The sequence below is a fragment of the Streptomyces sp. NPDC096013 genome, assembly GCF_044763565.1.
Lineage (GTDB): Bacteria > Actinomycetota > Actinomycetes > Streptomycetales > Streptomycetaceae > Streptomyces.
The window spans coordinates 326,511-352,721 of record NZ_JBIWGK010000004.1; the positions used below are offsets into that span (position 1 = coordinate 326,511).

The 26,211-nt window shown below is 71.3% G+C and carries 24 protein-coding genes; 18 read left to right on the forward strand and 6 right to left on the reverse strand.

The features are described from left to right. Positions 1-10 precede the first annotated feature (10 nt). The 10 genes from ACIRB1_RS16190 to ACIRB1_RS16235 all read left to right on the forward strand — a co-directional run bounded on the left by ACIRB1_RS16190 (position 11) and on the right by ACIRB1_RS16235 (position 9,511). Positions 11-1,051, forward strand: a complete 1,041-nt coding sequence (locus tag ACIRB1_RS16190) for an NAD(P)-dependent alcohol dehydrogenase (protein ID WP_403465980.1) — start codon at positions 11-13, stop codon at positions 1,049-1,051. Between the two features lie 204 nt (positions 1,052-1,255). Continuing rightward, complete coding sequence (locus ACIRB1_RS16195; RefSeq protein ID WP_403465981.1) at positions 1,256-2,674, forward strand: ATP-binding protein; 1,419 nt, start codon at positions 1,256-1,258, stop codon at positions 2,672-2,674. Then, positions 2,671-3,093: a roadblock/LC7 domain-containing protein gene (locus ACIRB1_RS16200; RefSeq protein WP_352181489.1), complete on the forward strand. Its 423-nt coding sequence runs from the start codon at positions 2,671-2,673 to the stop codon at positions 3,091-3,093. Before ACIRB1_RS16195 ends, ACIRB1_RS16200 begins: the two co-directional genes overlap by 4 nt. Beyond that, positions 3,090-3,452, forward strand: coding sequence for a DUF742 domain-containing protein (locus tag ACIRB1_RS16205; RefSeq protein ID WP_403465982.1), 363 nt, complete (start codon positions 3,090-3,092; stop codon positions 3,450-3,452). The genes ACIRB1_RS16200 and ACIRB1_RS16205 overlap by 4 nt, the downstream gene beginning before the upstream one ends. Next, complete coding sequence (locus ACIRB1_RS16210) at positions 3,424-4,032, forward strand: GTP-binding protein (RefSeq protein WP_403465983.1); 609 nt, start codon at positions 3,424-3,426, stop codon at positions 4,030-4,032. The genes ACIRB1_RS16205 and ACIRB1_RS16210 overlap by 29 nt, the downstream gene beginning before the upstream one ends. Continuing rightward, positions 4,029-5,249, forward strand: coding sequence for a cytochrome P450 (locus ACIRB1_RS16215; protein WP_403465984.1), 1,221 nt, complete (start codon positions 4,029-4,031; stop codon positions 5,247-5,249). Before ACIRB1_RS16210 ends, ACIRB1_RS16215 begins: the two co-directional genes overlap by 4 nt. After that, positions 5,246-6,472, forward strand: a complete 1,227-nt coding sequence (locus ACIRB1_RS16220; protein WP_403465985.1) for a cytochrome P450 — start codon at positions 5,246-5,248, stop codon at positions 6,470-6,472. The genes ACIRB1_RS16215 and ACIRB1_RS16220 overlap by 4 nt, the downstream gene beginning before the upstream one ends. A gap of 190 nt (positions 6,473-6,662) precedes the next feature. Continuing rightward, positions 6,663-7,283: an L-threonylcarbamoyladenylate synthase gene (locus ACIRB1_RS16225; RefSeq protein WP_352181486.1), complete on the forward strand. Its 621-nt coding sequence runs from the start codon at positions 6,663-6,665 to the stop codon at positions 7,281-7,283. 121 nt (positions 7,284-7,404) lie between these two features. Next, the gene (locus ACIRB1_RS16230; protein ID WP_352181485.1) at positions 7,405-8,160 is read left to right on the forward strand and encodes a dienelactone hydrolase family protein; all 756 of its coding nucleotides are present in this window, start codon (positions 7,405-7,407) and stop codon (positions 8,158-8,160) included. A 178-nt stretch (positions 8,161-8,338) separates the two neighbouring features. Further along, positions 8,339-9,511, forward strand: coding sequence for a glycoside hydrolase family 64 protein (locus ACIRB1_RS16235; protein ID WP_403465986.1), 1,173 nt, complete (start codon positions 8,339-8,341; stop codon positions 9,509-9,511). Positions 9,512-9,575: 64 nt separating this feature from the next. On the opposite strand, the gene ACIRB1_RS16240 is transcribed toward ACIRB1_RS16235, so the two are convergent. Then, positions 9,576-11,948, reverse strand: coding sequence for a M4 family metallopeptidase (locus ACIRB1_RS16240; protein ID WP_352181810.1), 2,373 nt, complete (start codon positions 11,946-11,948; stop codon positions 9,576-9,578). Between the two features lie 370 nt (positions 11,949-12,318). On the opposite strand from ACIRB1_RS16240, the gene ACIRB1_RS16245 reads away from it, so the two are divergent. Together ACIRB1_RS16245 and ACIRB1_RS16250 are read left to right on the forward strand one after the other, a co-directional pair. Continuing rightward, complete coding sequence (locus tag ACIRB1_RS16245; protein ID WP_352181483.1) at positions 12,319-12,501, forward strand: antitoxin; 183 nt, start codon at positions 12,319-12,321, stop codon at positions 12,499-12,501. A 160-nt stretch (positions 12,502-12,661) separates the two neighbouring features. Then, positions 12,662-13,618, forward strand: a complete 957-nt coding sequence (locus ACIRB1_RS16250) for an MHYT domain-containing protein (protein WP_403465987.1) — start codon at positions 12,662-12,664, stop codon at positions 13,616-13,618. Positions 13,619-13,703: 85 nt separating this feature from the next. Here ACIRB1_RS16250 and ACIRB1_RS16255 read toward each other — a convergent pair whose 3' ends face one another. Continuing rightward, positions 13,704-15,992, reverse strand: a complete 2,289-nt coding sequence (locus ACIRB1_RS16255; protein WP_403465988.1) for a zinc-dependent metalloprotease — start codon at positions 15,990-15,992, stop codon at positions 13,704-13,706. Positions 15,993-16,079: 87 nt separating this feature from the next. On the opposite strand from ACIRB1_RS16255, the gene ACIRB1_RS16260 reads away from it, so the two are divergent. After that, a complete protein-coding gene (locus ACIRB1_RS16260) occupies positions 16,080-17,585 on the forward strand; it encodes a metallophosphoesterase family protein (protein ID WP_403465989.1) in 1,506 nt (501 codons plus the stop codon). A 67-nt stretch (positions 17,586-17,652) separates the two neighbouring features. Beyond that, the gene (locus tag ACIRB1_RS16265; protein WP_352181479.1) at positions 17,653-18,681 is read left to right on the forward strand and encodes an LLM class flavin-dependent oxidoreductase; all 1,029 of its coding nucleotides are present in this window, start codon (positions 17,653-17,655) and stop codon (positions 18,679-18,681) included. Positions 18,682-18,689: 8 nt separating this feature from the next. Here ACIRB1_RS16265 and ACIRB1_RS16270 read toward each other — a convergent pair whose 3' ends face one another. Next, positions 18,690-19,664, reverse strand: a complete 975-nt coding sequence (locus ACIRB1_RS16270; RefSeq protein ID WP_352181478.1) for a TauD/TfdA family dioxygenase — start codon at positions 19,662-19,664, stop codon at positions 18,690-18,692. Between the two features lie 174 nt (positions 19,665-19,838). Between ACIRB1_RS16270 and ACIRB1_RS16275 the strand changes: the two genes are divergently transcribed. Together ACIRB1_RS16275 and ACIRB1_RS16280 are read left to right on the forward strand one after the other, a co-directional pair. After that, on the forward strand, positions 19,839-20,669 hold the full coding sequence (locus ACIRB1_RS16275) for an aldo/keto reductase (RefSeq protein ID WP_403465990.1): 831 nt from the start codon (positions 19,839-19,841) through the stop codon (positions 20,667-20,669). A 134-nt stretch (positions 20,670-20,803) separates the two neighbouring features. Further along, the gene (locus tag ACIRB1_RS16280) at positions 20,804-21,238 is read left to right on the forward strand and encodes a cupin domain-containing protein (protein WP_403465991.1); all 435 of its coding nucleotides are present in this window, start codon (positions 20,804-20,806) and stop codon (positions 21,236-21,238) included. Positions 21,239-21,263: 25 nt separating this feature from the next. On the opposite strand, the gene ACIRB1_RS16285 is transcribed toward ACIRB1_RS16280, so the two are convergent. From ACIRB1_RS16285 to ACIRB1_RS16295, 3 genes are all read right to left on the reverse strand, one after another. After that, on the reverse strand, positions 21,264-23,600 hold the full coding sequence (locus ACIRB1_RS16285; RefSeq protein WP_403465992.1) for a SpoIIE family protein phosphatase: 2,337 nt from the start codon (positions 23,598-23,600) through the stop codon (positions 21,264-21,266). A 64-nt stretch (positions 23,601-23,664) separates the two neighbouring features. Continuing rightward, on the reverse strand, positions 23,665-24,132 hold the full coding sequence (locus ACIRB1_RS16290) for a peroxiredoxin (RefSeq protein ID WP_352109305.1): 468 nt from the start codon (positions 24,130-24,132) through the stop codon (positions 23,665-23,667). Continuing rightward, positions 24,129-24,509, reverse strand: coding sequence for a DoxX family protein (locus ACIRB1_RS16295; RefSeq protein WP_352181474.1), 381 nt, complete (start codon positions 24,507-24,509; stop codon positions 24,129-24,131). The genes ACIRB1_RS16290 and ACIRB1_RS16295 overlap by 4 nt, the downstream gene beginning before the upstream one ends. Positions 24,510-24,757: 248 nt before the next feature. Between ACIRB1_RS16295 and ACIRB1_RS16300 the strand changes: the two genes are divergently transcribed. Together ACIRB1_RS16300 and ACIRB1_RS16305 are read left to right on the forward strand one after the other, a co-directional pair. Beyond that, the gene (locus ACIRB1_RS16300) at positions 24,758-25,612 is read left to right on the forward strand and encodes an FCD domain-containing protein (protein ID WP_352181473.1); all 855 of its coding nucleotides are present in this window, start codon (positions 24,758-24,760) and stop codon (positions 25,610-25,612) included. Positions 25,613-25,675: 63 nt separating this feature from the next. After that, complete coding sequence (locus tag ACIRB1_RS16305; protein ID WP_352181809.1) at positions 25,676-26,098, forward strand: enoyl-CoA hydratase-related protein; 423 nt, start codon at positions 25,676-25,678, stop codon at positions 26,096-26,098. Positions 26,099-26,211: the final 113 nt, after the last annotated feature.

The following is a 26,211-nucleotide window of genomic DNA, read 5'->3' on the forward strand; positions in this document are numbered from 1 at the left end:
GAATCCGACCATGAAGGCACTTCAGTACCGCACGATCGGCGCCGCCCCCGAGGTGGTCACCGTCCCCGACCCCGAACCCGGCCCCGGCCAGATCCTGTTGAAGGTCACCGCCGCCGGCGTCTGCCACTCCGACATCGCCGTGATGAGCTGGCCCGCGGAGGGCTTCCCCTACGACCTTCCGCTCACCCTCGGCCACGAGGGCGTCGGCACGGTGACCGCGCTCGGCGCCGGAGTCACCGGTGTCCGGGAGGGCGACTCCGTCGCGGTGTACGGACCCTGGGGCTGCGGCACCTGCGTCAAGTGTGCCGAGGGCAAGGAGAACTACTGCCTGCGGGCGGCCGAGTTGGGCATTCACCCGCCGGGGCTCGGCGCGCCCGGCGCGATGGCCGAGTACCTCCTCGTGGACGACCCCCGGCATCTGGTCCCGCTCGACGGACTGGACCCGGTCGCCGCGGTCCCGCTGACGGACGCGGGGCTGACGCCGTACCACGCGATCAAGCGGGCGCTGCCCAAGCTCGTGCCGGGTTCGACGGCCGTCGTCATCGGCACCGGCGGACTCGGCCATGTGGCGATCCAGTTGCTGCGCGCGCTGACCTCGGCGCGGGTGATCGCGCTGGACGTGAGCGAGGACAAGCTGCGGCTGGCGCGCGAGGTCGGGGCCCACGACACGGTGGTGTCCGACGCGCACGCCGCGCAGGCGGTCCGTGACCTCACCGGCGGGATCGGCGCCGAGGCCGTCTTCGACTTCGTCAGCGCGGACCCCGCCGTCCGGACGGCGGGCGCGGTCGCGGCCGTCGAGGGCGAGGTGGCGATCGTCGGCATCGGCGGCGGCTCCCTGCCCGTGGGCTTCGGGCACCTGCCCTTCGAGGTGTCGGTCAACGCCCCCTACTGGGGCAGCCGCGGTGAACTCGCCGAGGTCCTGGCACTGGCCCGCTCGGGCGCGGTGTCGGTGCACACCGAGACGTTCACGCTCGACGAGGCCCCGCTCGCCTACGAGCGGCTGCACGCCGGGAGGATCAACGGGCGCGCGGTGATCCTGCCGAACGGCTGACGTCCGACGGCCGGCCTCTCAACTCCCTTTGCCCACACGCCATTTCCGACACTTGGCGCAGAAGCGAACAGAGGCCGGCCGGTTTCGGAGCGAACTCCTGTTACACCGTGCGAGAGCGGTCGATGACGGTGTGTACTGTGCTCCGGGCGCCCCGCCCGAGGGGCCCGAACTCAGCCCTGCCCGTCGTCGCTTGGACTCGATTCGATGATCGAATTACCGGACCTGGTGGCCGGCTCTCTCGCCGCCGGCACACTGTCCGCGCTGGCGCTGCTCGGTGCCGGGCTGGTGCGCTCACGGCGTCAACGCGCCCTCCAGCGCGCGGAGATCACCGCTCTGCGGAACCGACTCGACGGTGTCCGGGCGGAGTTGGCGGCCGAGGTCGAGCATCTCGCGGGCACGCGGATACCGGCCGCCGCCCGGCAGCTCACCCATCCTCGGGTCGCCGTACCGGGGCCCGCGCAGCCGCAGTTCATCGGTTCGCCCATCGGGATCGCCCTCGAAAGCGTGCTGACCTCGGTGCGTTCGGAACTCGCCGCGCAACGCACCCGCGTCGACGCCGCCGCGCAGGCCGGGATGCGCGGGGCCACCCGGGAGATCCAGGCCGCGCTGTACCGCTTGCAGGACGCCCTGCGCTCGCTCCAACAGCGGTACGACGAGCCGGAGTTGGCGCAGACCCTGTTCATGCTCGACCACGAGAACGAGCAGTCGCTGCGCCGCGCGCAGGTCGCCGCCGTCGTCTGCGGGGCCTGGGTCGGGCTCGCCCGCGAGGAGTCGCACCTCGTCGAGGCGGTGACCGGCGGCCAGGCCCGGCTCGCCGGATACCACCGGGTGCGGGTGAACAACCACCTCGAAGCCGGTACGGCGCTCGTCTCGCACGCCGTCGAACCGGTCGCCGTCATCGTCGCCGAACTCCTCGACAACGCGCTGCGGCACTCCGCCCCGGACACCGACGTCGTGGTCAACCTGGAGCACGTCCACCACGGCGCGTGCGTCACCGTCGACGACGCCGGGCTCGGCATGACCCAGGACGAACGCGACCACGCCCGCCGGATGGTGGCCGGTTCCGACCCGATCCTCCTCACCGACCTGGGCGACCCGCCCCGTATGGGGTTCGCCGCGATCGGCCGGCTGACCCGGCAGTTCGACCTGGGCGTCGACGTGTCCTCGCCCTCCCCCTACGGCGGCGTCCGCGCGGTCCTGCGCATCGACAGCCACCTCCTCAGCCGTATCGACCCCGAACAGCGGCCCCCCGCGGCCGGGGCCCCGCGCTCGACCCGCCGGGCTCCGGAACCGACCCGCACGCCCGCGCCGACGCATTCCTACGGCTCCGAGCGCGACGGGCCGACCGTGGCGGACGCGTCCGGGCATCAGGCCGTGCCCGACGCCGGGGGCCTGCCCCGACGCCGTCGCCGTACCCCGGCCGGCGCGCCGGTAACGCGGCCCGCGCCCGAGGCGCCTCAGCCGGAGCGCCGCCCGGAGCAGGCCGCCGCCGCGCTCGGCGCGTTGCAGTCCGGCACCGCCGCCGCGCGCGCCGCGAGCGAGGACGCCGGAGCCTCCGCGGCCGATGATTCCGCGGCGCACGACCGACATGAGACCGACTACGAAGGGGGAGCGGCCAGATGACCAGCCGCGACGGGGTCGACACGGCATGGGTGCTGGACCCGATCCTGGAGGTGCCGCACGTGGTGGCGGCGGTGCTGTTGACCCGGGACGGGCTGGTCCGGGGGTACACCGACGCGCTGTCGCAGGACTCGGGCGAGCGGGTGGCCGCGATCACCAGCACGGTGCAGGGGGCGTGCCGTACCGCCGCGGCGGCCTTCGCCGACCGGGAAGGGGCCGAGATCCGGCAGGTGGTCATCGAGTCGGACCTCGGGTACGTGCTCATCGTCCCCACGGATCACGGGACGTGTGTGGCGGCCTACGGCGACACCGAGGTGCGGCTGGATCTGCTGGCGCACCGGGTGCACTCGCAGGTGGCGCGGCTGGGCGAGAAGGCGATGGCCGCCGCTGCGCGGGGAGTTGACGGCGGCGCGTCGGCATGACGGGCCGCCGCGGCGGCCGTCCTCTCGTTCCCGCGTATCTGTCGACCGGCGGGGTGGCCCGGCCCAGCTGCCCGCATCTGGAACGGCTCACGGTGCTCAGCGGCAGCGGCCGGCCCGCCCCCGCCGAGCTGCCCGCCGCGCAACTCGCCCTGCTGGACGCCCTGTTCGGCGGTTCCCTGACGGTGCTGGAGGCGGCGGCCCTGCTGGAACTGCCGGTCTCCGCGGTCCGCGTGCTGGCCGCCGGTCTCCTCGACCGCGGTCTGGCCCTCGCCCGTGCCCCGATCCCGCCCGCCGAACGCTTCGACCCCGACCTGCTGAAGAGAGTGGCCGATGGCCTACGCGCCCTCAAGCACACCTAGCGGCATCCATCTGCCCGACACCGCCCGCGAGTTGGTGAAGATCCTCGTCGCGGGACCCTTCGGGGTGGGCAAGACGACCCTGATCGACTCGGTGTCCGAGATCCGCCCGCTGCACACCGAGGAGCGGCTCAGCGAGGCCTCCGCGCAGGTGGACGATCTCGACGGGGTGCGGGAGAAGGCGACGACGACCGTCGCCATCGACTTCGGGCGCATCAGCCTGCCGGGCGGGATCGTGCTGTATCTGTTCGGCACCCCCGGCCAGGAGCGGTTCCGGGCCCTGTGGGAGGACATCGCGTACGGCGCGCTCGGGGCGCTGGTCCTGGTCGACAGCCGCCGGATCGACGCCTCCTTCGACGTGCTCGGCATGGTGGAGGAGAGCGGACTGCCGTACGCGGTCGCCTTCAACACCTTCCCGGACGCCCCCCGGCACTTCACCGAGGAGCAACTGCGGGCCGCCCTGGACCTGGAACCCACGACCCCGCTGGTGACGTGCGACGCCCGGAACGCGGACTCGTCCGTCGACGCGCTGCTCGCGCTGGTCCAGCATCTGATCGACCGCGACCCTCCGGAGCACCGGTGACGACCACCTCTTCACCCGTCCAGCCCGTCCGCCTGTGGGAGGACGCCTTCGCGCGCGACCCCTACGGCCACTACGCCGCCCTGCGCGCGCAGGGTCCGGTCGGCTGGGCCGAACTCGCCCCGGGCGTACCGGCGTACGTCGTCACCGAGCGGCGGGCCGCGCTGGAGCTGCTGCGGGACACCGACACGTTCTCGCACGATCCCCGGCCCTGGGAGACGACGGTCGCGGAGGACTCGCCGGTCCTCGGGATGATGCGCTGGCGGCCCAACTCCCTGTTCGCGGACGGCGCGGCGCACGTCCGCTACCGTGCCGCGCTGATCGACGCCTTCGAGCGGATCGAGCCGCACGACCTGCGCGCACGGGTACACCGGGCGGTGCATGTGCTGGTGAGCCGGATCGGCCCGCGCGGACAGGCCGATCTGGTGGGCGAGTTCGCCCGGCCGCTGATGGCGCTGGTCTTCAACAGCCTGTTCGGGCTGCCCGACAGCCAGAGCGACCGGCTGGACCGGGCGCTGGGCCTGATGATGGAGGGCGGTCCCCAAGCGGCTGAGGGCGAGGCCGAGTTCGGTGGCTACGTCCTCGAACTCATCGCCGCGAAGGCCGAGTCGCGCGGCGACGACCTGCCGAGCTGGCTGCTGGACCATCCGGCCGGGCTGAGCCCCGAGGAGGTCGCCTGGCAGGTGTTCCTCACTCTGGGCGCGGGCCACGAGCCGACCGCGAACCTGGTGTCCAACGCGCTGTCCCGCATCCTCGGCACCTCGGTCTACTACTCCACCCTGACCAGCGGCGCCCGGCCGGTCATGGACGCCGTGGTGGAGGTGCTGCACCACGAGACACCTCTCGCCAACTACGGCATCCACTACGCCCGTTCACCCGTGACGTTCCACGGCACATGGATCAGGCCGGCCGTCCCGGTAGTCGTCTCGTACGGCGCGCTCGCGCACTTCGCCGAGCAGGAGGCCGTCGACGGCCGGCATCCCAAGGACGCCTCGCATCTGTCGTGGTCGGCGGGACCGCACGCCTGCCCGGTCAAGCAGCACACGCTGCTCATCGCGACGGAGGCGATCGAGCGGCTCACCCTGTGGCTGCCGGACCTCGAACCCGTCGTGACGCGGGAGGAGTTGACGTGGCGGCCGGGTCCCTTCCACCGCTCGCTCACGTCGCTGCCCGTGCGGTTCAGCCCCTGCTCGCCCGACCAGCCAGGAGACCTGTCGTGACCGTGTCCGACCGCATCGTCCTCGACCCCTTCGGCGCCGACATGGCCGCCGAGAGCGCCAGGCTGCGCGCCCTCGGCCCGATCGTGCCCGTCGAACTCCCCGGCGGCATCCCGGCCTGGGCTCCCACGGGCTACGACACCCTGAAGGAACTGATCCTCGACCCGCAGGTCAGCAAGGACCCCCGGCTGCACTGGAACCTGTGGCCCGAGATCGGCGAACACCCTTCCTGGGGCTGGGTGTTGGGCTGGGTCGGCGTCATCAACATGCTCTCCACCTACGGCGCCGACCACGCCCGGCTGCGCAAGCTCGTCGCGCCGAGCTTCACCCACCGGCGCACCGAGGCGATGCGTGCCCGGGTGGAGGCCATCACCGCCGAACTGCTCGACGCGGTGGCGGCCGACGACGCCGAGGTGATCGACGTCAGGGCGGCGCTCGCGCATCCCCTGCCGATGCGGATCATCTGTGAACTGTTCGGCGTGCCCGACGCGTTGGTGGACGACACCGGGCGGCTGATCGCGGCCATCATGGACACCTCCGACCCGTCCCCGGAGCACGCGGCGTCCGTGCAGCGGCAGATCGGCACCGTACTGCCCGCACTGATCGCGTACCGCAGCGAGCACCCGGGCGACGACCTCACCACCGAGCTGATCCGGGTGCGCGACGAGGACGGCGACCGGCTCAGCGACGAGGAACTGCTGTACACCCTGCTGCTGGTGATCGGCGCGGGCTTCGAGACGACGGTCAACCTCATGGGCAACGCGATCGTCGCGCTGCTCAGACGCCCCGAGCAGCTGGAGGCCGTACGGGCCGGGAAGATCGGCTGGGACGCGGTCGTCGACGAGACGCTGCGCGTCCATCCGTCGATCGCCTCGCTGCCGCTGCGCTTCGCGGTCACCGACGTGACCGTGGGCGGCGTCACCATCCCGGCCGGGGACGCCATCATCACCACGTTCGCGGCGGCGGGGCTCGACCCCGCGCACTACGGCCAGGACGCGGACGTCTTCGACGCGGCCCGGGGCGCCGACGACCACCTGTCCTTCGGGATCGGTGTGCACCGCTGCATCGGCGCGCCGCTCGCCCGGGTGGAGGCCCTGACCGCGCTGCCCGCCTTCTTCGACCGTTTCCCGGACGCCCGGCTCGCCGTCGGCGCGGACGCGCTGCGCCAGGTGCCGTCGTTCATCGCCTTCGGGTGGCAGGAGATACCCGTACGGCCGCGCGGCTGAACCCGCTCCGTGCGATGGGACCGGTCCGCCGCGGCCTCGGGGGGGTGGGCCGCGGGCGGAACCGTCCTGCCCGGGTTTCGGGGGGAGAGACCCGGGCGCACTCGTCGGATTCCCCGGTTTTCCCGGGCTACACATCGCCCGGCGGTGGGCCCGCGCGGCGACCCGCGCGGGCACGGCATAAGCTCGGCGGGTGGCCAAGTACTTCGACGTGCACCCGGACAATCCGCAGCCCCGCACCATCTCCCAGGTCGCGGACAGTGTCCGCTCGGGAGCGCTGATCGCGTACCCGACCGACTCCTGCTACGCGCTGGGCTGTCAGCTGGGCAACCGTGACGGCATGGAGCGGATCAAGACGATCCGGCACCTGAACGACCGGCACCACTTCACGCTGGTGTGCCAGAACTTCGCCCAGCTGGGCCAGTTCGTGCACATCGACAACGACGTGTTCCGCGCCATCAAGGCCTCCACGCCCGGCAGTTACACGTTCATCCTCCCGGCGACGAAGGAGGTGCCGCGCCAGCTGCTGAACGCCAAGAAGAAAACCGTGGGCGTCCGCATCCCCGACCATGTCGTCACCCAGGCCCTGCTGGCCGAGCTGGGCGAGCCGCTGCTGTCCAGCACCCTCCTGCTGCCCGACGAGGAGGAGCCGATGACCCAGGGCTGGGAGATCAAGGACCGGCTCGACCACGTGGTGGACGCGGTGGTCGACTCCGGGGAGTGCGGCACGGAACCGACGACCGTCATCGACTTCTCGAACGGCGAGGCCGAGATCGTCCGCAAGGGCGCGGGCGACGTCTCCCGCTTCGAGTGACCCCGCTTCCGCTGCGCGACCCCGGCGGAGGGGCCGTAGGCAGGCGTGCCACGATGATCGCGACACGCCGCGCCGGGTCGGCAGGTGGCCCGGCGACCATTCGCAGGGAGGCACCCCCGCCATGACCGCCGTACAGGGCACAGCCGTGGACATCCCCACCGAGGACGGCACCGCCGACGCCTATCTGGTTCACCCCGGCGACGAGCGTCCCCGTCCGGCCGTGCTGCTCTACCAGGACGCCTTCGGACTCCGCCCCCACCTGAAGTCGATGGCCGACCGACTGGCCGAGGCCGGCTACACGGTCCTCGTACCGAACGTGTTCTACCGGAACGGCCGCGCGCCGGTGGTCGAACTGCCCGAGTTCATCGACCCGCACGAGCGCCCGGAGATCTTCGAGAAGGTCGGCCCGCTGCTCATGGGCCTGACGCCCGACCTCGTCGAGCGCGACGCCGGCGCCTATCTGCGCTGGCTCGCCGAGTCGCCGCTGGTCGCGGACGGGCCGGTCGCGATCACCGGGTACTGCCTGGGCGCCCGGCTGGCGCTGTACACCGCGGGTGCCTACCCGGACCGGGTCGCGGCCGCCGCCGGTTTCCACGGCGGACGTCTGGCCACCGACGACCCGACCAGCCCGCACCTGGCCGCCGAACACATCACCGCCGAGGTGTACTTCGGCCACGCCGACCAGGACCCCTCGCTGCCCGAGGAGCAGATCAAGCGGTTCGAGGAGGCGCTGACCGCGGCCGGTGTCCGGCATCGCTGCGAGGTCTACCCGGGCGCGCAGCACGGCTACACGCAGGCCGACACCTCGTCGTACGACGCGGAGGCCGACGAGAGGCACTGGGTCGCGCTGCTCGACCTGCTGGACCGCACCTTCTGATCGACGGACCGCCTTCACTGATTCAACCCAGCTGCCCACGGCGCGAGTTGCCGTGGGCACCTTTCGTTCACCTCATTGACATGACCGCGCCTCGGCGCGACGCTGAGAGCGCTCTCACACAGGTACGGACCAATTCCGTACACCCCCCACACGGAGGTGAGTAGTGCTCGCCCGACTCATGCGTCGACTGGGTGCCGCGACCGCGGTGGCCACGATGATCGCGCTGGCCACGCCGTTGACGGCGGACGCCGCGGTGCCCGCCACGATCCCGCTGAAGATCACCAACAACTCGGGCCGCGGCGACGCGGTCTACATCTACGACCTGGGCACCAACCTGGCCACCGGCCAACAGGGTTGGGCCGACGCGAACGGCACCTTCCACGCCTGGCCGGCGGGTGGCAACCCGCCCACCCCGGCGCCGGACGCGTCGATCCCCGGCCCGGCGGCCGGTGGGACCAGCACCATCCGGATTCCCAAGCTCTCGGGCCGCATCTACTTCTCGTACGGCCAGAAGCTGGTGTTCAAGCTGACCACCGGCGGTCTGGTGCAGCCGGCCGTGCAGAACCCCACCGACCCGAACCGCACCATCCTCTTCAACTGGTCCGAGTACACGCTGAACGACTCCGGCCTGTGGATCAACAGCACCCAGGTGGACATGTTCTCCGTGCCGTACGCGGTCGGGGTGCAGCGGTCCGACGGGAGCACCGCCAGCACCGGGCACCTCAAGTCGGGCGGCTACACAGGGTTCTTCAACGCGCTGCGCGGACAGCCGGGCGGCTGGGCCAACCTGATCCAGACCCGGTCCGACGGAACGGTTCTGCGAGCGCTCTCACCGGGGTACGGGGTGGAGACCGGCGCCCTGCCGAGCACGGTGATGGACGACTACGTCAACCGCGTCTGGTCGAAGTACGCGTCGTCGACCCTGACCGTGACGCCGTTCGCCGACCAGCCCAACACCAAGTACTACGGCCGGGTGTCGGGCAACGTCATGAACTTCACCAACGCCTCCGGCGCGGTGGTCACCACCTTCCAGAAGCCGGACGCGGCCAGCATCTTCGGCTGCTACAAGTACCTCGACGCCCCCAACGACCTTGTGCGCGGCCCGATTTCGCGCACGCTGTGCGCGGGCTTCAACCGGTCCACACTGCTGGTCAACCCCAACCAGCCGGACACCTCGACGGCCAGCTTCTACCAGGACGCGGTGACCAACCAGTACGCGCGCAAGATCCACGCGCAGATGGCCGACGGCAAGGCGTACGCGTTCGCGTTCGACGACGTCGGCGCCCAGGAGTCCCTGGTGAACGACGGGAACCCGCAGCAGGCCTACCTGACCCTCGACCCGCTGAGCTGAGCTGGGAGACCGGAACACCCCGCACGCCTGGGGGCGCGTGCGGGGTGCCGGGCTCACGGACTGGTCAGCTGGTCGTCAGGGCCGTGTCGTCGACGACGAAGCTGGTCTGAAGCGAGGAGTCCTCGACACCGCTGAACTTCAGCGCCACGGTAGAGCCGGCGAAGGAGGACAGGTCGAAGGTCTTCTGCGTGTAGCCGGTCGCTTTGTTGAGGTTGGAGTAGGTGGCCAGGGTGGTCGATCCGGCGGTGACCGTCAGCTTGTCGTACGCCGTGCTGGTGGTCGTCTCCGCGGTGTCGATGTGGAGATAGAAGGTGAGCGTCGCCTTGCAGCCGCTCGGCACCGCCACCGACTGGGACAGGGTGTCGGTGTGGGTCGAGCCGTAGCCGTCCAGCCAGGCGAAGTACGAGCCTCCGTGGGACGTCTGACCGCTCTCGTTGGTGATGACACCGCTGCTCGCGGTCCAGGTCGTGTTGCCCGACTCGAAGCCCGCGTTGCCCAGCAGCTGGGTCGAGGTGCAGGTGCCTCCCCCGCCACTGGAGCTGACGGTCCAGGTGAAGGACGCGGTGCCGGTCGCCCCGGTGCTGTCGGTGACGGTCACGGTGGAGCTGTAGGTGCCCGCGGTCGTCGGGGTGCCGGTGATGGCGCCCGTGGAGCTGCTGATGGACAGGCCGGTCGGCAGTCCGGTCGCGGCGTACGTCAGCGAGCCGCTGTTGGTGGAGCTGGCCGAGACCTGGAGGCTCACCGCCGTACCGACGGTCGAGGACTGGCTGCCCGGGTTGGTGACCGTGACGCCACTGGTCGGCACGGTGATGTGGCTGCCGACGTTGATGCCCGCGAAGGCGTTGCCGACTCCCGCGTACTGGGCGGAACTTGTGCCGTACAGCGCGGCTGCCGCGTTGAGGGCGGCGGTACGGGCGCCGGCGTAGTTGGTGCTGGACGTCATGTACGTCGTCAGCGCCTTGTACCAGATCTGCAGGGCCGCGGCCCGGCCGATGCCCGCGACGGCGACACCGTCGGAGGTGCTGCTGGTGTAGGTGGTGCCGTTGATGACCTTGGTGCCACTGCCCTCGGAGAGCAGGTAGAACATGTGGTTCGCCGGGCCCGAGGAGTAGTGGACGTCGAGGTTGCCGACGCCGGAGTACCAACTGTCCGCGGAGCCGCCGTCCTTGCTCGGCTTGTCCATGTAACGCAGCGGCGTGCCGTCGCCGTTGATGTCGATCTTCTCGCCGATGAGGTAGTCGCCGACGTCGCTGCTGTTGTTGGCGTAGAACTCGACACCGGTGCCGAAGATGTCCGAGGTCGCCTCGTTCAACCCGCCTGATTCACCGGTGTAGTTGAGCCCGGCGGTGTTGGAGGTGACGCCGTGGCTCATCTCGTGCCCGGCCACGTCCAGCGAGGTCAGCGCGTGGGTGCTGCCGGAGCCGTCGCCGTACGTCATGCAGAAGCAGCTGTCGTCCCAGAAGGCGTTGACGTACGCCGTGCTGTAGTGGACACGCGAGTAGGCGGCGACGCCGTCGTTCTTGATGCCGCTGCGGCCGAAGGTGTTCTTGTAGAAGTCCCAGGTCTCCTGGGCGCCGTAGGCCGCGTCGGCGCCCGCGGTCTGGGTGTTGGAGCCCGCGCCCGTGCCCCAGACGTCGTCGGCGTCGGTCATCAGGGTGCCGGTGCCCGACGTGGCGTTGTTGAGGCTGTACGTCTTGTGGCCGCCGCGCGTGGTGTCGTACAGCTGGTACGTCGAACCGGACAGCGTGGTGCTCAGCGACACCGTGCCGCTGTACTGGGTGTTGCCGGTGCCGGTCTGGATGCCCTGGAAGCGGGAGAGTTCCTTGCCGGTGGTGGCGTCGGTGATGACGTGCAGCTGACTCGGGGTGCCGTCGTCCTGGAACCCGCCGACGACCGTCTCCCAGGCGAGCTTCGGGGTGCCCTCGCCGGCCCAGATCACCTTCCGGGCGCTGTCGGTGCTCGGCGCCTTGGCGTCGAGTGCCTTCGCGGTCGTCAGGGCCTTGGTCTCGGCGGCCGACCTGGTGAAGGCCGGGGTGGTCGAGGGGACCGTGAGAGTGTGCTTGTTGTTGAAGGTGGCGCTCACGGTGCCGGTCGCCTCGGCGGCGGGCGGGGTGTGCACGACAAGGTCGCCGCCCAGGACGGGGAGACCGTCGTAGGTGCGCTCGTAGCGGGTGTGGACGGTGCCGTCGTTGTCCTTGACGACATCCTTGACGACCAGCTTCTCCTTGGCGCCGAGGCCGAGGGTGCGGGCGGTCGCCGTCCTGTTCTGCGTGGCGCTCTTCACCAGGGCGGAGCGCTGGGCCGGGGTGAGCTTCGCCTCCAGGCTGCCGGTGAGCAGCGGACTCGGGTGGGGGGACGCGGGCTTCGCGGTCGCGGGCACCGACTGGATGCCTACGGCCAGGAACGCGGCGGTGGAGACCAGGGCTCCGACCGCCATCCGCTTACGGGGAATGCGTCTCACTCGTACTCCTCCTGCGACGGCCGCGGGCGCGGCCGGTGACAGACCGGACAGCCGGGTCTGCTGTCCGGGAAGAGCTGAGCTGTGCGGGACCGACTGAACCTTGACCAATCCGTGAAGGATTCGTGGGGCAGCTGCGTGGAGGATGACAGTCTTGACCCGTCCATGTCACGCACGTACCGGCACTCAAGGGTTTTCCCTCTATGGGCGGTGCCGCCGCGCAGGCCGGAATTCCCGGCCGGGGCGCGCCAGAGACGTACGCACCCCGGCCGGGAAATCATCCGAAATGCGGCATACGGGAAGCCGGGGGATGCTGGGAGGGCCAACGCACGTCCGAAGGAGGACAGCCATGTCGTTCATGGACAAGGTCAAGGGAATGCTGGGACAGCACCCCGACCAGGCCAAGCAAGGTGTCGACCGCGCGGGAGACATGATCGACGAACGCACGGGCGGCAAGCACGCCAAGCAGGTCGACATGGCGCAGGACAAGGCCAAGGGCTACATCGACCGCGACAAGCCGCAACAGCCCTGACCCTGACCGCTTCTGTCCCCGTATCACCCGCACTGCGAACGAAGTGCCGCCCCGGAAGCGGAGAGTTAATCGACTGCTGACGTGAAAGGGTTGCGCGCACGGGCCACGATCCATACATACTCCCCCCACAAGAAGCCAGAACTCTGGGGGGAGTTGGCTCATGCTCGGCACGATCGACGGGTTTCGCTATGGTGCGGTGACCCCGGTGGCGGCCTATCTGATGGCCTGCCTGGGTGGGGCCCTGGGGCTGCGCTGCGTGGTGCGGTCCCTGCACAACAGACAGTCCTGGAAGGCGGGTTGGCTCGCGCTCGGCGCGACGTCGATCGGCACCGGCATCTGGACGATGCACTTCATCGCGATGATCGGCTTCCAGGTCGAGCAGACCAGGATCGGCTACGACGTCGGCCTCACCGTGCTGAGTCTGGCCGTGGCGATCGTCGTGGTCGGCATCGGCGTGTTCGCCGTGGGCTACCGGGGCGCCACCGTTGCGACCCTCTCCATGGCCGGGATCGTCACCGGCCTCGGGGTCGCCGCGATGCACTATCTCGGCATGGCCGCCCTGAAGCTGAACGGCGACATCGAGTACCGGATGTCCACGGTCGCGCTCTCCGTGCTGATAGCGATCGTCGCGGCCACGGCGGCCCTGTGGGCGGCCGTCTCCATCCGGGGCTTCCTGCCGAGCCTGGGCGCCAGCCTGGTGATGGGCGTGGCGGTGTCCGGGATGCACTACACCGGCATGGCGGCGGTGAGCGTCCATCTGCACGGCGCCGGCGGTTCGTGGTCGGGCGACTCGCCCAACTCCCTGCTGCTTCCGATGCTGTTGGGGCCGGTGGTCTTCCTGCTGCTGGCTGGGGTGGTCGTGATGTTCGACCCGCTGCTGGTGATGGGCGAGGGCGAATGGGACCGCTCCTTCCCCCGCCACCCGGTCACCCCGGACGCCGACGGCGGACAGCCCGCCGCGCCCCCGGACTCCCCCTTCGGCACCGCCGACCGCTCGGGCCGCCACGAGAGCCCGCCCGCCTCGCCGGGCGGCCGACGCGCCCGGAAGCGGAACACCCGCACGAGCCCCGCCGCGTCGACGCCGTACGGCACCCCGCCACGCCCGGGCGAGTGGTGACCACCACCAGGTGCCGTACGGCGACCGGTGCCCTGCGGCGACGTGAGCGGCTCAGCCAGCTGGGCCAACTCACGCTGCGGCAGCCTCAGTTGGGCGCGCCCGGCGGCACCCTCGGCAGGGGGTCGACCCGTACCGACCCGGCGTCGGTGAGGAACGCGCGGATCAGCTCCCCGGCCTCCCTGGCCTGTTCGTCGCCCTGGCAGCGCAGTTCGGTGCCGAGCCGTCGCACGGCGCCGCGCAGGGACATGCGGACCGGAGCGTGGAGGGCGGTGTCGTCGAGCAGGGTCAGCAGGTGGTTCAGGAGAGTCCAGTCCGCCGCGTGCTGCACGGCCGCCCCGCCGGGCAGTTCGGTGGGTACCGGGTCGGTGCGGCGCCAGGTGGCGGCGAGGAGCGCGTCGACGAGGTCGGTGACGCCGGGGCTCTCGGGGTCGGCGGCGTGCTGCCAGGCCACCCGGTTGAGCCGGGCCGGGTCCAGCAGGTGTTCCGTGACCAGTGCGGTCGCGACCCGTACGGCCTCGAAGGGGTCGAAGATCCGCCCGGCGCCCGTGTCGAGGTACTGCTCCGTCCGGCCGTAGCGGATCGCGGGCGGGGTGAGCGCGTCCAACACCGCGCGGGGCAGCGCGAGTTGCTCGGCCCGCAGGAGTTCCGCGAGGCGGGTCAGCGCAGTGTGCTGAGTGGCCGCGTCGACGGGCCGCGCGCCCTGGCCGTCCTCGCCCGCGAGGCCGTACGCGTAGCGCACGCCGCCCACCAGCCGGGCCACGGCGGTCACCTCGTGCCGGTGCAGGAGGTGCAACAGGACAGCGCGTTCCTCGAGTTCGCCGGTCTGCCGGTCGGGCGGCAGCACCCCGCGGGAGAAGCCGTCCAGGGCGATACGGCGGACCCGCAACATCGTCTCCAGTGCCTGGAGGGCGTCCGACCCGGTCACCCAGGTCACGGCGTCGGCGTGCGCGGCGTCGGGGCCCTGGGCGTCCTCGTCGGAGAGGTAGACCAGGCCCGACTCGGCTGCCTCGCGGCGCAGTCCGGCGAGCGCGGTCTCCTCGTCGCCCGCGTCGAAACGGCCGTAGGCGTGCGCGACCAGGAAGTGGTCCCATGGCCCAAGTCCCGTGCCGTACGCGGCGGTCAGGTCGAGGCCGCCCTCCTCGGTGACCCGGATCCGGGCGTGCGGGTAGTCCATGACGGACGGCTCGGGGTGTCCCGTGCCGGCGAAGTTGTGCATGAAGCCGAGCGCGTGGCCGATCTCGTGCGCGGCGAGCTGGCGCAGCCGGGCGAGCACCAACTCCTCGACGGCGGCGAGCCGTTCGGCCTCGTCCGGGCGGCCGTAGGGGGCGAGGAGGGACTCGCCGAGGGCACGGACCTGTTCGGCGCGCTGGGAGCCGAGGCGCACCCGGGCGTGCAGGATCTCCCCGGTGCGCGGGTCGGTCAGGCCCTGGCCGAGGGACCAGCCGCGGCCCGCCCGGTGCACCCAGACCACGCCGTTGACGTCGGGGTCGTAGGGGTCGAAGTCCTCGGCGCCGGGCTCGACGCGGTAGGCGTCGGGGAGTCCGATGGCGGCGAAGGCGCGCTGCCACCAGTTGCCGCCCTCGACGACCGCCGAGCGGAAGGGTTCGGGGACGGCCGGGTCGATGTGGAAGACGATCGGGGGGCCGCCGGGTTCCGCGCGGAAGCGGGGCTGGAGCTTGACCTGGGTGCTCGCCCGGCCGACGAGGGCGTGGTCGGCGTAGCCGATGCCGTAGCCGCCCGAGGCGGGGTGGTAGCGGCGGACGGGCAGCGGGGAGGCGGGGAGTCGCAGCAGGTTCAGCTGCTGGACGACGGTGACGGCGCGCGGGTCGCCGGCGACGGCCTGGAGGGCGGGCCCCCGGCCGGGGCCGCGGAAGGTGAGCAGTGCGGGCAGCCGGACGGCGGTGGGTCCGGTGCGGCTGTCGGCGACGAGCGGGAGACTCGCGGACGCGTCGATCGTGTGGTCGCCCTGCTCGCGGTCGTGCAGATGCTCGGCGATCCGGTCGTGGTCGGCGAGGACGAGCCCGGTGGCGTCGACGACCGCCGCGCCGTTCTCCTCGCGCAGCACGGGTCCGCTCCACACCACGGACAGCGCGAACGACTCCTCCCCGGCCCGTACGGCGGCCGGGTCTCCCGAGGTCAGGAAGTGCTTGTTGCGGACGGCGAACAGCACACGGTCGCCGACCCGGCGGAACTGCGCGAGCGAGGTCTTGCCCGCCTTGCCCCGGTCCAGCCAGAGATCGCTTGAGCCCAGGCCCTGGGAGAGGGAGACGGTGAGGAGGAAGGGTTCGTCGAAGTGGCGGATGCCCAACAACAGCCGGTCCGAACGGAGTTCGGGATCGGGGACGAGATCGATGAAGTCGGCTTCGCCGGGCATACGGGGCCTTTCGGTTGAGCAACGTGGAGTTGATGTTGCCAGGCCCCTGCCGCTCGTACCGCGTCGGCTCGTTGTTACCGTGCACCGGTGTCTGAATCTTCACGCGATACCGCCGAAGGCGCCGGCTGGGGCACCGCGGAACGCGGCGCGTACCAGCAGCTCATGCCGTCCCACGTCGAGAAGGTGTCGTGGCTGAATCCGAGGACCCTGTGGGCCGCGCGCAACGGCGTGCTGGCGTCCTGGTTCGGTGACCCGACCGGCGACACCCGCAGCCGCTGGGTGGCGCAGCGCGCGGCGGCCGGAGCGCCCGCCGACAAGGTGATCCGGCGCGACGATCCGGACACCTTCTCCTTCATGGTCATCGGTGACACCGGCGAGGGCGACGACCCTCAATACGCCGTCGTACCGGGCTTTCTGAAGGCCAGTCAGGGGACGGACTTCGCGGTCGTCGCCAGTGACGTGATCTATCCGGTGGGCACCGCGGACGACTACGAGACGAAGTTCTTCCGCCCGTACCAGGCCTATCCGGCGCCGATCTACGCGATACCCGGCAACCACGACTGGTACGAGGGCCTCGGCGGATTCATGCGCGTCTTCTGCGACGACGCGCCCGCGCTGCCCGCGCCGAAGGCACCGCGCCCGCTGACCCGTGCCTGGTGGCGTGCGCTGCTGTGGCACCACCCGCGCCCCTCCGACGGCGAACACCTCGACAAGGCACGGCAGTTGCGCTCCTCGCCGGACCAACAGGCCGTGCAGCCGGGCCCGTACTGGGCGATCGACGCGGGACCGGTGCGCATCATCGGTATCGACACCGGGCTGTTGGGCACCATCGACGCCGAACAGGGCGCCTGGCTGCGCGAGGTGGCGCAGGGCCCGACACCGAAGATCCTCATCACCGGTTCGCCGCTGTACGTGGACGGCGAGCACCACCCGTGCGCGATCGAGGGCGGTGGCACCGTCGACGACATCGTCAGCGACCCGGCCCACCACTTCGTCGCCGCGATAGGCGGCGACATCCACAACTACCAGCGGTATCCAGTGCGGTTGGCGGACGGCCGGACGCTCCAGTACGTGGTCTCGGGCGGCGGCGGCGCGTTCATGCACGCGACGCACACCGTGCCGCGCGTCGACATCGCCGACGTCACCGAGCAGGACTTCCGCTGCTACCCGCTGCGCGGCGACTCCCTCGCCTTCTACAGCCGGCTCTACGGCCGCCGTCTGCACCTGCGCCGCTTCTTCACCCTCACCGAGGCCGAGGCGTCGGCCGTGATCTGCGAGCGCCTGGGCATCCCGCCGACCCGCACCCCGGGCCCGTCCGTCCGCATCACCCGGCGCATCCGCCTGGTGGCGAGCCTGCTCGGCGCCGGGAGCCGTCCCGACCGGCGCGCGCGGTTCCGCCTCCCGGTGCGCAAGATCTACACACAGCTCTTCTCTCCCAGTTCGGTGACGTACAGCCCGCCGTTCTTCAAGTGCTTCCTGCGCCTGGACGTCACGCCGGAGGCGGTCCGGCTGCGCTGTTTCGCGGCCACCGGCAACCGCGCCCAGGAGATCGACCCGCCGGTCGAGGACGAGATCACCATCCCGCTGAACTGATCACACGCCCGCAATGTTCACCTGCCACAATCGGGACAGAACTGACGTACGACCGCCGGAGGAGCCCGTGCCGCCTACCCCACGCCCGCTGCGGAAGCTGGGCTTCCTCACGATCGGCCTGTTCGACGAGGCCGATCCGCGCCGGGGACACGAGTCGACGCTGGAGATCATCGAACTGGGCGAGCGGCTCGGCTTCGACAGCGCCTGGCTGCGCCACCGCCATCTCCAGTACGGGATCTCCTCCCCCGTCGCGGTCATGGCGGCGGCCTCGCAGCGCACCAGCCGGATCGAGCTGGGCACCGCGGTGATCCCGCTCGGCTGGGAGAACCCGCTGCGGCTCGCGGAGGATCTGGCGACCGTCGACATCCTGTCCGGGGGCCGCGTCAACCCGGGTGTCAGCGTCGGCCCGCCGATGCACTACGACCAGGTCAAGGACGCGCTGTACCCGGGCACGGCGGACAGCGAGGACTTCAGCTACGAGCGGGTGCGGCGGCTGCTGGACCTCGTGCGGGGCGAGCCGGCCACCGACTTCAGCGGGGTCGAGGGCTTCGAGGTGTTCTCGGACCGGGTGCAGCCGCACTCCCCCGGTCTGGGCCGGCGCCTCTGGTACGGCGGGGGCAGCACGGGCTCGGCGCAGTGGGCCGGCGAGCACGGGATGAACTTCCTGACGAGCAGCGTCGTCAAGGCCGAAGGGCCGGACGAGTCAAGGGACTTCGCGGAGATCCAGCTCTCTCACATCCGCACGTTCCGCGCCCATCACCCCGACGGCGAGGCCGCCCGCGTCTCGCAAGGGCTGGTGGTGATCCCCACGGACTCCGCGTCGCCCGAACAGCGCGCGAAGTACGAGGAGTTCGCCCGCAAGCGCACTCCCCGCACCGCGTCACCGCAGGGACCGGCCCGGCTGATGTTCGCGCCGGACATCGTCGGCACCTCCGAGGAGATCGTCGAACTCCTGCACGCGCACGCCGCGTTCAGGGAGATCGACGAGGTGGCCTTCGCTCTGCCGTTCACCTTCGAGCACGAGGACTACGTGCAGATCCTGACGGACATGGCGACGAGGCTGGGACCGGCCCTCGGGTGGAAGCCCGCTGTCTGACCCCGGTGTCACCAGCGGCCCGGCTCGGTGCCGACGACCGGCTCGGAGGGCTTGCCGTCGACGCCGACCGGAATGTCCCCGGTGAGCATCACCCGGTGCATGGTCCGGGGGAAGCCGAGGTGGGCGTTGTCGCTGGGGGCGAGGTGGATGGTGGCCCGGTTGTCCCAGAAGGCCACGCTGCCCGGCTCCCAGCGGAACCGGACCGTGTACTCGGGCCGGGTCGCCTGCGCGAGGAGCATCTCCAGGATCGCGGCGCTCTCCGCGCGGGAGACATCGGTGATCTGCTCCAGGTAGTAGCCGTTGACGAACAGCACCCGCTCCCCCGTTTCAGGGTGCACCCGCACCAGCGGATGCACCGAGGCGACCTGGTGGTCCAGGAGGTGGCGGACGTAGGCGTCGTCGCCGGGGCGTGGCTGGTAGCCGACGCCGAGCCGGTGCTCGGCCCGCAGTCCGTCGACGAACTCCCGTACCGGCTGCGAGAGTCCGGCATACGCGGCGGCCAGGTTCGACCAGGTGGTGTCGCCGCCGTAGGGCGGGACGGTCTCCGCGCGCAGGATCGTCGCGGCGGGCGGGTCGACGCGGGCGCCGTGGTCGCAGTGCCAGCCGCGCAGCAGGGTGTGCCGGCGCCGCTCGAGCCACTCCTCGTGCTCCATGCCGAACCGGCCGCCCAGCTCCAGCCGGTCGGCGGTCGTCTCCACCTCGGGGAAGCCGGCCGGTGACGCGCTGCCGCGCCGCCCGAGCACGACCGGTTCACCGAAGCGGCGCGCGAACGCCACATGCCCGGCGTGGTCGAGGCGTTGCTCACGGAAGAACACGACCTTCCAGCGCAGCACCGCCGCCCGGATCGCGGCCACCACGGCGTCGTCGAGTTCTCCGGCCAGGTCGACACCGGTGATCTCGGCCCCGATGTGCCCGGCGGCGGGCTTCACCTCCATGCCGTCCACCCGCACCGCCTCGTCGCTCGTACCACTGTCCGTCGTCATGCTCACTCCGTCGTCGTACGTGCCGGCCGGCCGTCCGCACCGGGTCCTCCCCAGCGGGTCGTACCCAGGTCCTACGGGTTCCAAGGAAGATCGTGTCAGTGATCCCCGCGCCGGGCGACAGGGGTTCCGGTCGCCCATACTGGGTGTACCGCACAGTCAAGGGAAGGTCCGACCGTGATCAGCACCCCGACGCACACGCTCAACGACGGTACGAAGATCCCCGCCATCGGCCTGGGCACCTGGCCGATGGACGACGCGACGGCCGAGGAGGCCGTCGACGGCGCGTTGCGCATGGGCTACCGCCTGGTGGACACGGCGACGAACTACCGCAACGAGACCGGCGTCGGCCGGGGCATCGCCCGCAGCGGTGTGCCGCGCGAGGAGATCGTCGTGACGACGAAGCTGCCGGGCCGCCACCACGGCTACGAGGAGACCCTCGCGTCCTTCGAGGAGTCCCGGGCGCGGCTCGGCGTCGCGTACGTGGACCTGTATCTGATCCACTGGCCGCTGCCCCGCGTGGGCAAGTTCGTCGACTCCTGGAAGGCGATGATCAAGCTCCGCGAGGAAGGTCTCGTCCGGTCGATCGGCGTCTCGAACTTCACGCCCGGTCACATCGAGCAGCTGGAGAAGGAGACCGGCGTCCTGCCGTCCGTGAACCAGATCGAGCTGCACCCGCTGTTCCCGCAGGACGAACTGCGCGCCTTCGACGCCGAGAAGGGCGTTCTCACCGAGAGCTGGAGTCCTCTCGGGCGCGGTTCCGAGCTGCTGAACGACCCCGCTGTCGTGACGGTCGCCGAGGCGTTCGGGGTGACACCCGGCCAGGTGGTGCTGCGCTGGCACACGCAGCTCGGGGCGGTCCCGATCCCCAAGTCGGCGGACCCCGGCCGGCAGCGCGCGAACCTCGACATCTTCGGCTTCGAGCTCAGCCCGGCCCAACTGGCCGCGATCTCCGACCACGCGCCGCAACGCCTGGGCGGGGACCCGGAGACACACGAGGAGTTCTGAACGGTCCGGGCGTCCGCGGAGTCCGGAGGGGGTGAGATCTCCGGGGGCGGAAGTCGGCGTTTCCGCCCCCAACTCACCTTCCCTGCCTCTATGTTCACGGCGGATGATCCGTTCTCATCGGAAGGCTCTCGTTGATGCGCACCGCGTTCCGCACCGCCGTGACCGGGTCGGTGGCCGTCACCGCCCTGCTGCTCGGAGGCACCGCCCAGGCGACCCCGGCGGGCCCCGGCGTCACCGCCAAGCTGATCAGTCAGACCACGATCGGCGACACCGACTACACCCTGCGCGAGATCACCATTCCGCCCGGCCAGGCCACCGGCTGGCACTACCACGACGGCCCGCTGTACGGCATCGTCAAGCAGGGCACCCTCAGCCACTTCGACTCCAGCTGCGCCTCGGACGGCGTGTACCGGAAGGGCAGTTCCATCCAGGAACCGGCCGGTTCGGGCAATGTGCACATCGGGCGCAACCTGGGGAACACGCCTCTCGTCCTCGACGTGCTGTACGTCCTGCCGCACGGAGCGCCGTTCTCGGAGGACGCGCCGAACCCCGGCTGCCCCTTCGAGTAAGCGCTCCGGCAGGCGAGTCGACCGGTCAGTCCGGTGGCGGCAGGGGCTGTTCCGCCCAGATGGTCTTGCCGCCGCCGGTCTGCCGGCTGCCCCAGCGCTGGGTGAGCTGGGCGACGAGGAGGAGGCCGCGTCCGCCCTCGTCGTAGGCGTGGGCCCGGCGCAGGTGCGGTGAGGTGGAACTCGCGTCGGAGACCTCGCAGATGAGGGCGCGGTCGCGGATCAGTCGGAGCTGGATGGGCGGTTCGCCGTAGCGGATGGCGTTGGTGACGAGTTCGCTGACGACGAGTTCGGTGACGAAGGCGGCCTCGTCCAGTCCCCAGGCGGCGAGTTGCTCGGTGGCGGACTGCCGGGCCCCGGCCACGTGGGCGGGGTCCGGTTCGATGTCCCAGGTCGCGACGCGGCCTGCGCCGAGGGCCCGGGTGCGGACCAGCAGGAGGGCCACGTCGTCGTTGGGCTCCGTCGGCATGACGGCCTTCAGCACCGCGTCGCACAGCGCGTCCAGCGACTCGGCGGGGGTGAGCAGCGCGCGGCACAGCGCGTCGGTGGCATGGTCGACGTCGCGGGCGCGGTCCTCGATGAGACCGTCCGTGTACAGGGCGACGGTGGCGCCTTCGGGCAGCTCCAACTCGACTGATTCGAAAGGGAGTCCACCAACGCCGAGCGGTGGCCCCGCGGTGAGGGGGACCAGGCTCGCGGTCCCGTCGGGCAGCACGACGGCCGGCTGCGGATGTCCGGCGGCGGCCATGGTGAGGCGGCGCGAGACCGGGTCGTAGACGGCGTAGAGGCATGTGGCGCCGAGTTCGGCGACCTCGTCGTCGGTGTCGTCCGCCGCGAGGTGGGTGACCAGGTCGTCGAGGTGGGTGAGGAGTTCGTCGGGCGGGAGGTCCACGTCGGCGAGGGTGCGGACGGCCGTGCAGAGACGGCCCATGGTCGCCGAGGAGGTAATACCGTGTCCGACGACGTCGCCGACGACCAGGCCGACCCGGCTGCCGGAGAGCGGGATCACGTCGAACCAGTCGCCGCCGACGCCCGCCAGGGACCCGCAGGGCAGATAGCGGTGGGCCACCTCTACGGCCGCCTGGCCGGGGAGGTTCCTCGGCAGCAGGCTGTGTTGGAGGGCCAGTGCGGTGGAGCGCTCGCGGGCGAAGCGGCGTGCGTTGTCGATGCAGACGGCGGCGCGGCTGGCGAGTTCCTCGGCGAGCAGGGCGTCGTCGGCGGCGTAGTCGTCCGGGTGGGCCATGCGCACGCCGACCGCGACGCCGAGGGTGGTGCCCCTCGCGCGCAGCGGCACCGCGAGCACCGAGTGGACGCCCGTGCGGTGCGAACGGCCTTCCGGGGAGCGGGCGTTGCGGTCGGCGACCCAGCGGACGAAGTCGGGTTCGCCGGCCTGGCTGCGCACCGCCCGTCCCTCACGCAGGGCACGCGTGGGCGGCGAGAACGGCGGATAGAGGTCCGCCGCCCCCAGGTGTACGGCGGCTTCGGGCGTGCCCTCCGTGACGGAGCCGTGCGCGACGCGGCGCAGCACCACGTCGCCGTCCAGGTCCTGCGGCGGTTCGTCCGCGCCGAGCACCCAGGGCAGCAGGTCGACGCTGGCGAAGTCGGCGTAGCGCGGTACCAGGAGTTCGACGAGTTCCTCGGCGGTGCGGACCACGTCGAGGGTGGTGCCGATACCGGCCGCGGCCTCGTTCAGCAGGGCGAGCCGCTGCTGGGCGAGGTACTGCTCGGTGCTGTCGAACGCCGCGAGGCCGACCCCGGTCAGCTCGCCGGATTCGCCCTTGAGGGGCCACATCTCGATGCTCCAGGCGTGCTCCCGGTTCAGCGCCGGGGAGCCCGCCCAGCTCTCGTAGCGAACCGGTCTGCCCGTCTCGGTGACCATGCGCAGGTTGTTCAGGAAGCCCCGGCTGTGCTCGGCGTCCTCGACGCTCTCGGGGAAGTGCCGGCCGAGGAGGACGTCCTCGGAGACTCCCATCACGCGGCAGGCGGCCTCGTTGAGGCGGGCGTAGCGCTGCTCGGTGTCGAAGACGGACAGGGACATCGACGCCTGCTGGAAGGCCTGCTCGGCGAGTGTCGGCGCGGCGGGGGGTTCGACGGTGAGGACGTAGCCGTCCGGTGTGCCGTCCGGGCCGAGGAGCTCGCAGGCCCGGACGGTGAGCTGGAGGGGGGTGCCGTCCCGGTGCCTCAGGACGACGGGCCCGGTCAGTGCGGCGACGGCCGTGGTGGAGGGGGGCTCGGCGAGGAGCGCCGCGACCGACCGGCCCACGGCCTCCTCGGCCGGGTACCCCGTCAGCGTCCGGGCGCCCTCGCTCCACCCCGTCACGATGCCTCGGGCACTGATGACCGCCGCGGCGGAGGCCTGCTCCATATCGTCCAGGATGGTCCCTATATCGCGCCGTAACAACCGCGGTACGGCATGTGCGGCCCCTGTCTCACTTCCGGTGGGTGCGGAGTGCGGCGAGGGCGCGGTCGGCGTGGGTGTTCATCCGCAGCTCGCTGGAGACGACCTCGAGGATCGTGCGGTCCTCGCCGATGACGAAGGTGACCCGCTTGGTGGGCGCGAGGGAGAACCCGCGCTTGACCCCGAACCGCTCGCGGATCGTGCCGTCGGCGTCGGAGAGCAGCGGCATGCCGAGGGTGTGCTTCCCGGCGAACTCCTGCTGCTTGTCGACAGTGTCGCCGCTGATGCCGACGGGCCGCGCGCCGACGGCCGCGAACTCGGCGGCCAGATCGCGGAAGTGGCAGGCTTCGGCGGTGCAGCCGGCGGTCATCGCGGCCGGATAGAAGAACAGCACCACCGGTCCTTCGGCGAGCAGTCCGCTGAGGCTGCGTTCGGTGCCGGTCTCGTCCGGCAACGTGAAGTCCTCGACCTTGTCACCGACGTCCAGGCGTCCTGTCATGACCGTCCCTCCCCATTCTTCGCGACACTACGGGCCCACACTACGAGGGGAATCTGCAGCGGCAGACGCCCGTAGGCCGCCGCCTTCTGCGGGGTCGGACGGTCCCGCCAGTCCAGCGCCATCTGTACGTTGGCCGGGAACACGCCCACGAAGAAGCCGGCGGCGGCGAGCGCGGCCGTACGCCGGGTGCGCGGCACGGCGATCCCCGCGGCGAGCGCCAGTTCCACGACCCCGCTCGCGTATGTCCAGGTCCGGGGCGAGCCCGGCAGGGAGCGCGGGATCGTCGCGTCGAACTGCTTCGGCGAGGCGAAATGGGCGACCCCCGCGGTCGCCAGCAGACCGGCGAGCAGCAGCGACGAGCGTTCGGACCGAGACACGGTTCCTCCTCTGATGGCCTGCCGCGCGATGTTACTCCACGGTAGGCGGGTGTGGTGACGGTGGCTCCCATATTCGGTCTGACCTTTGACATGTTTCGTCGGCCAGCACGATCCACCTGTCCGTCTTCGGCATGCATCCGGTGGTGGTCCACGGCTCCGAGAAGCTGAAGCGGCACGGCGGGCTGAGGCGGGCGCCGTACGGGCTGCGCGGCACGGTGATGTGACAGGCGCCGCGCGTGCTGCGTTGAATGGTTCAGCCAAAGAGGCCGAAGAGCGCCGCCTTCGACGAGAGGCCTGAACCTGTGCAGAGCGCCGAGCACCCTTCCCGCACCGCCCGGGGACGCGCCGCGGCCGGTGAACCCCGGCCGCGCTTCGACAAGCTCACCGTCCCCAAGGCCTCGGACGTCCTCGCGAACGAGGTGCGTGAGCGGATCCTCTCCGGGGAGTTCACGGAGGGCACCGCGCTGCCGCCGGAACGCCAACTGGTCGAGCAGACCGGGCTGAGCCGGGCGACGGTACGCGAGGCGCTGCGCATCCTGGAGATCGAACGGCTCCTGGAGATCCGGCCGGGGCGCGGCGGCGGAGCCTTCGTGCACCGGCCGGGCCGCGAGTCCCTCGCGAACACCGTGCGGTTGGTGATCCGGGGCCAGCGCATCCGGCTGGAGGACCTGCACGAGACCCGGGAGGCGATCGAGCCCGCGTGCGCGGCGCTCGCGGCCAGGCGCCGCACGGACGCCGACCTCGTGGAGCTGGCCGACGCGCACGCGGACCTCGTCGCGGCGGACGAGGACATCCAGCGTTTTCTGCGCGCCAACATCCGCTGGCACAACGCGGTGGCGCGGGCCGGCGAGAACGAGCTTCTCATCGGGTTCATGAGCGCTCTCTCGCAGTCGATCCACGCGGCCACCGACATCGAGCAGTTCATGGACGCGGACATCCGCAAGCTCACCGCCCGGGCCCACGCCCGCATCACCGAGGCAATCCGGGACCGCGACAGCGAGGCGGCGATGCGTCGGATGACCCGCCATGTGTGCGGCTTCACGCGGGCCGCGGCGGAGGTCGACCACCGGGACGGCGCGGACCTCGCAGATCTCCCGTCCTGACCGTGGCCGCCGACGGAGACGTCCGCATCGTCACCCTGAACGGCCCCGACCGGCGATCTCGTACTGATCGCCGAGGACTCCTGCTTCGCCGACCCGCGTGTGTCGGTGGGCCTGGTGGCCGACGACGGCGGAGTCATCCTCCGGCCTCTGCTGACAGGCATGTTGGAGGTCAAGGAGTGCCTCTTCACCGGCGACCGCGATCCCGCCCCCACGGCGGTCGAACTCGGCCTCGCCAACCGCACGGTCCCGCCCGACGACCTGATGCGCGAGGCCCTCGCTCTGGCCCACCGGTCGCGGCACAGCCCGCCGAGGCCCCCGCGCCACCAAGCCGGCGCTCGTCACGCTGGTCGAACAGATGTCGCGCGGCGCCATGGAGGCAGCGCCGATGGCGAACGGGCCACGATGACCGGCCCGGACCACATCCGCATCATCACCGAACTCGCGTCCCGCGCCGGACAGCGTGCCCACCCTACTGAGAAGAACTGAGCGTGGACCGCGAGGAGTTCGTCCTGGTCAGTGACATGGCGCGCTCACTGGCGACTCGCTTCGGTGTGACCTCGGCGGACGAGGTGAAGCCGTCGACCCGGACGGCGACCCAA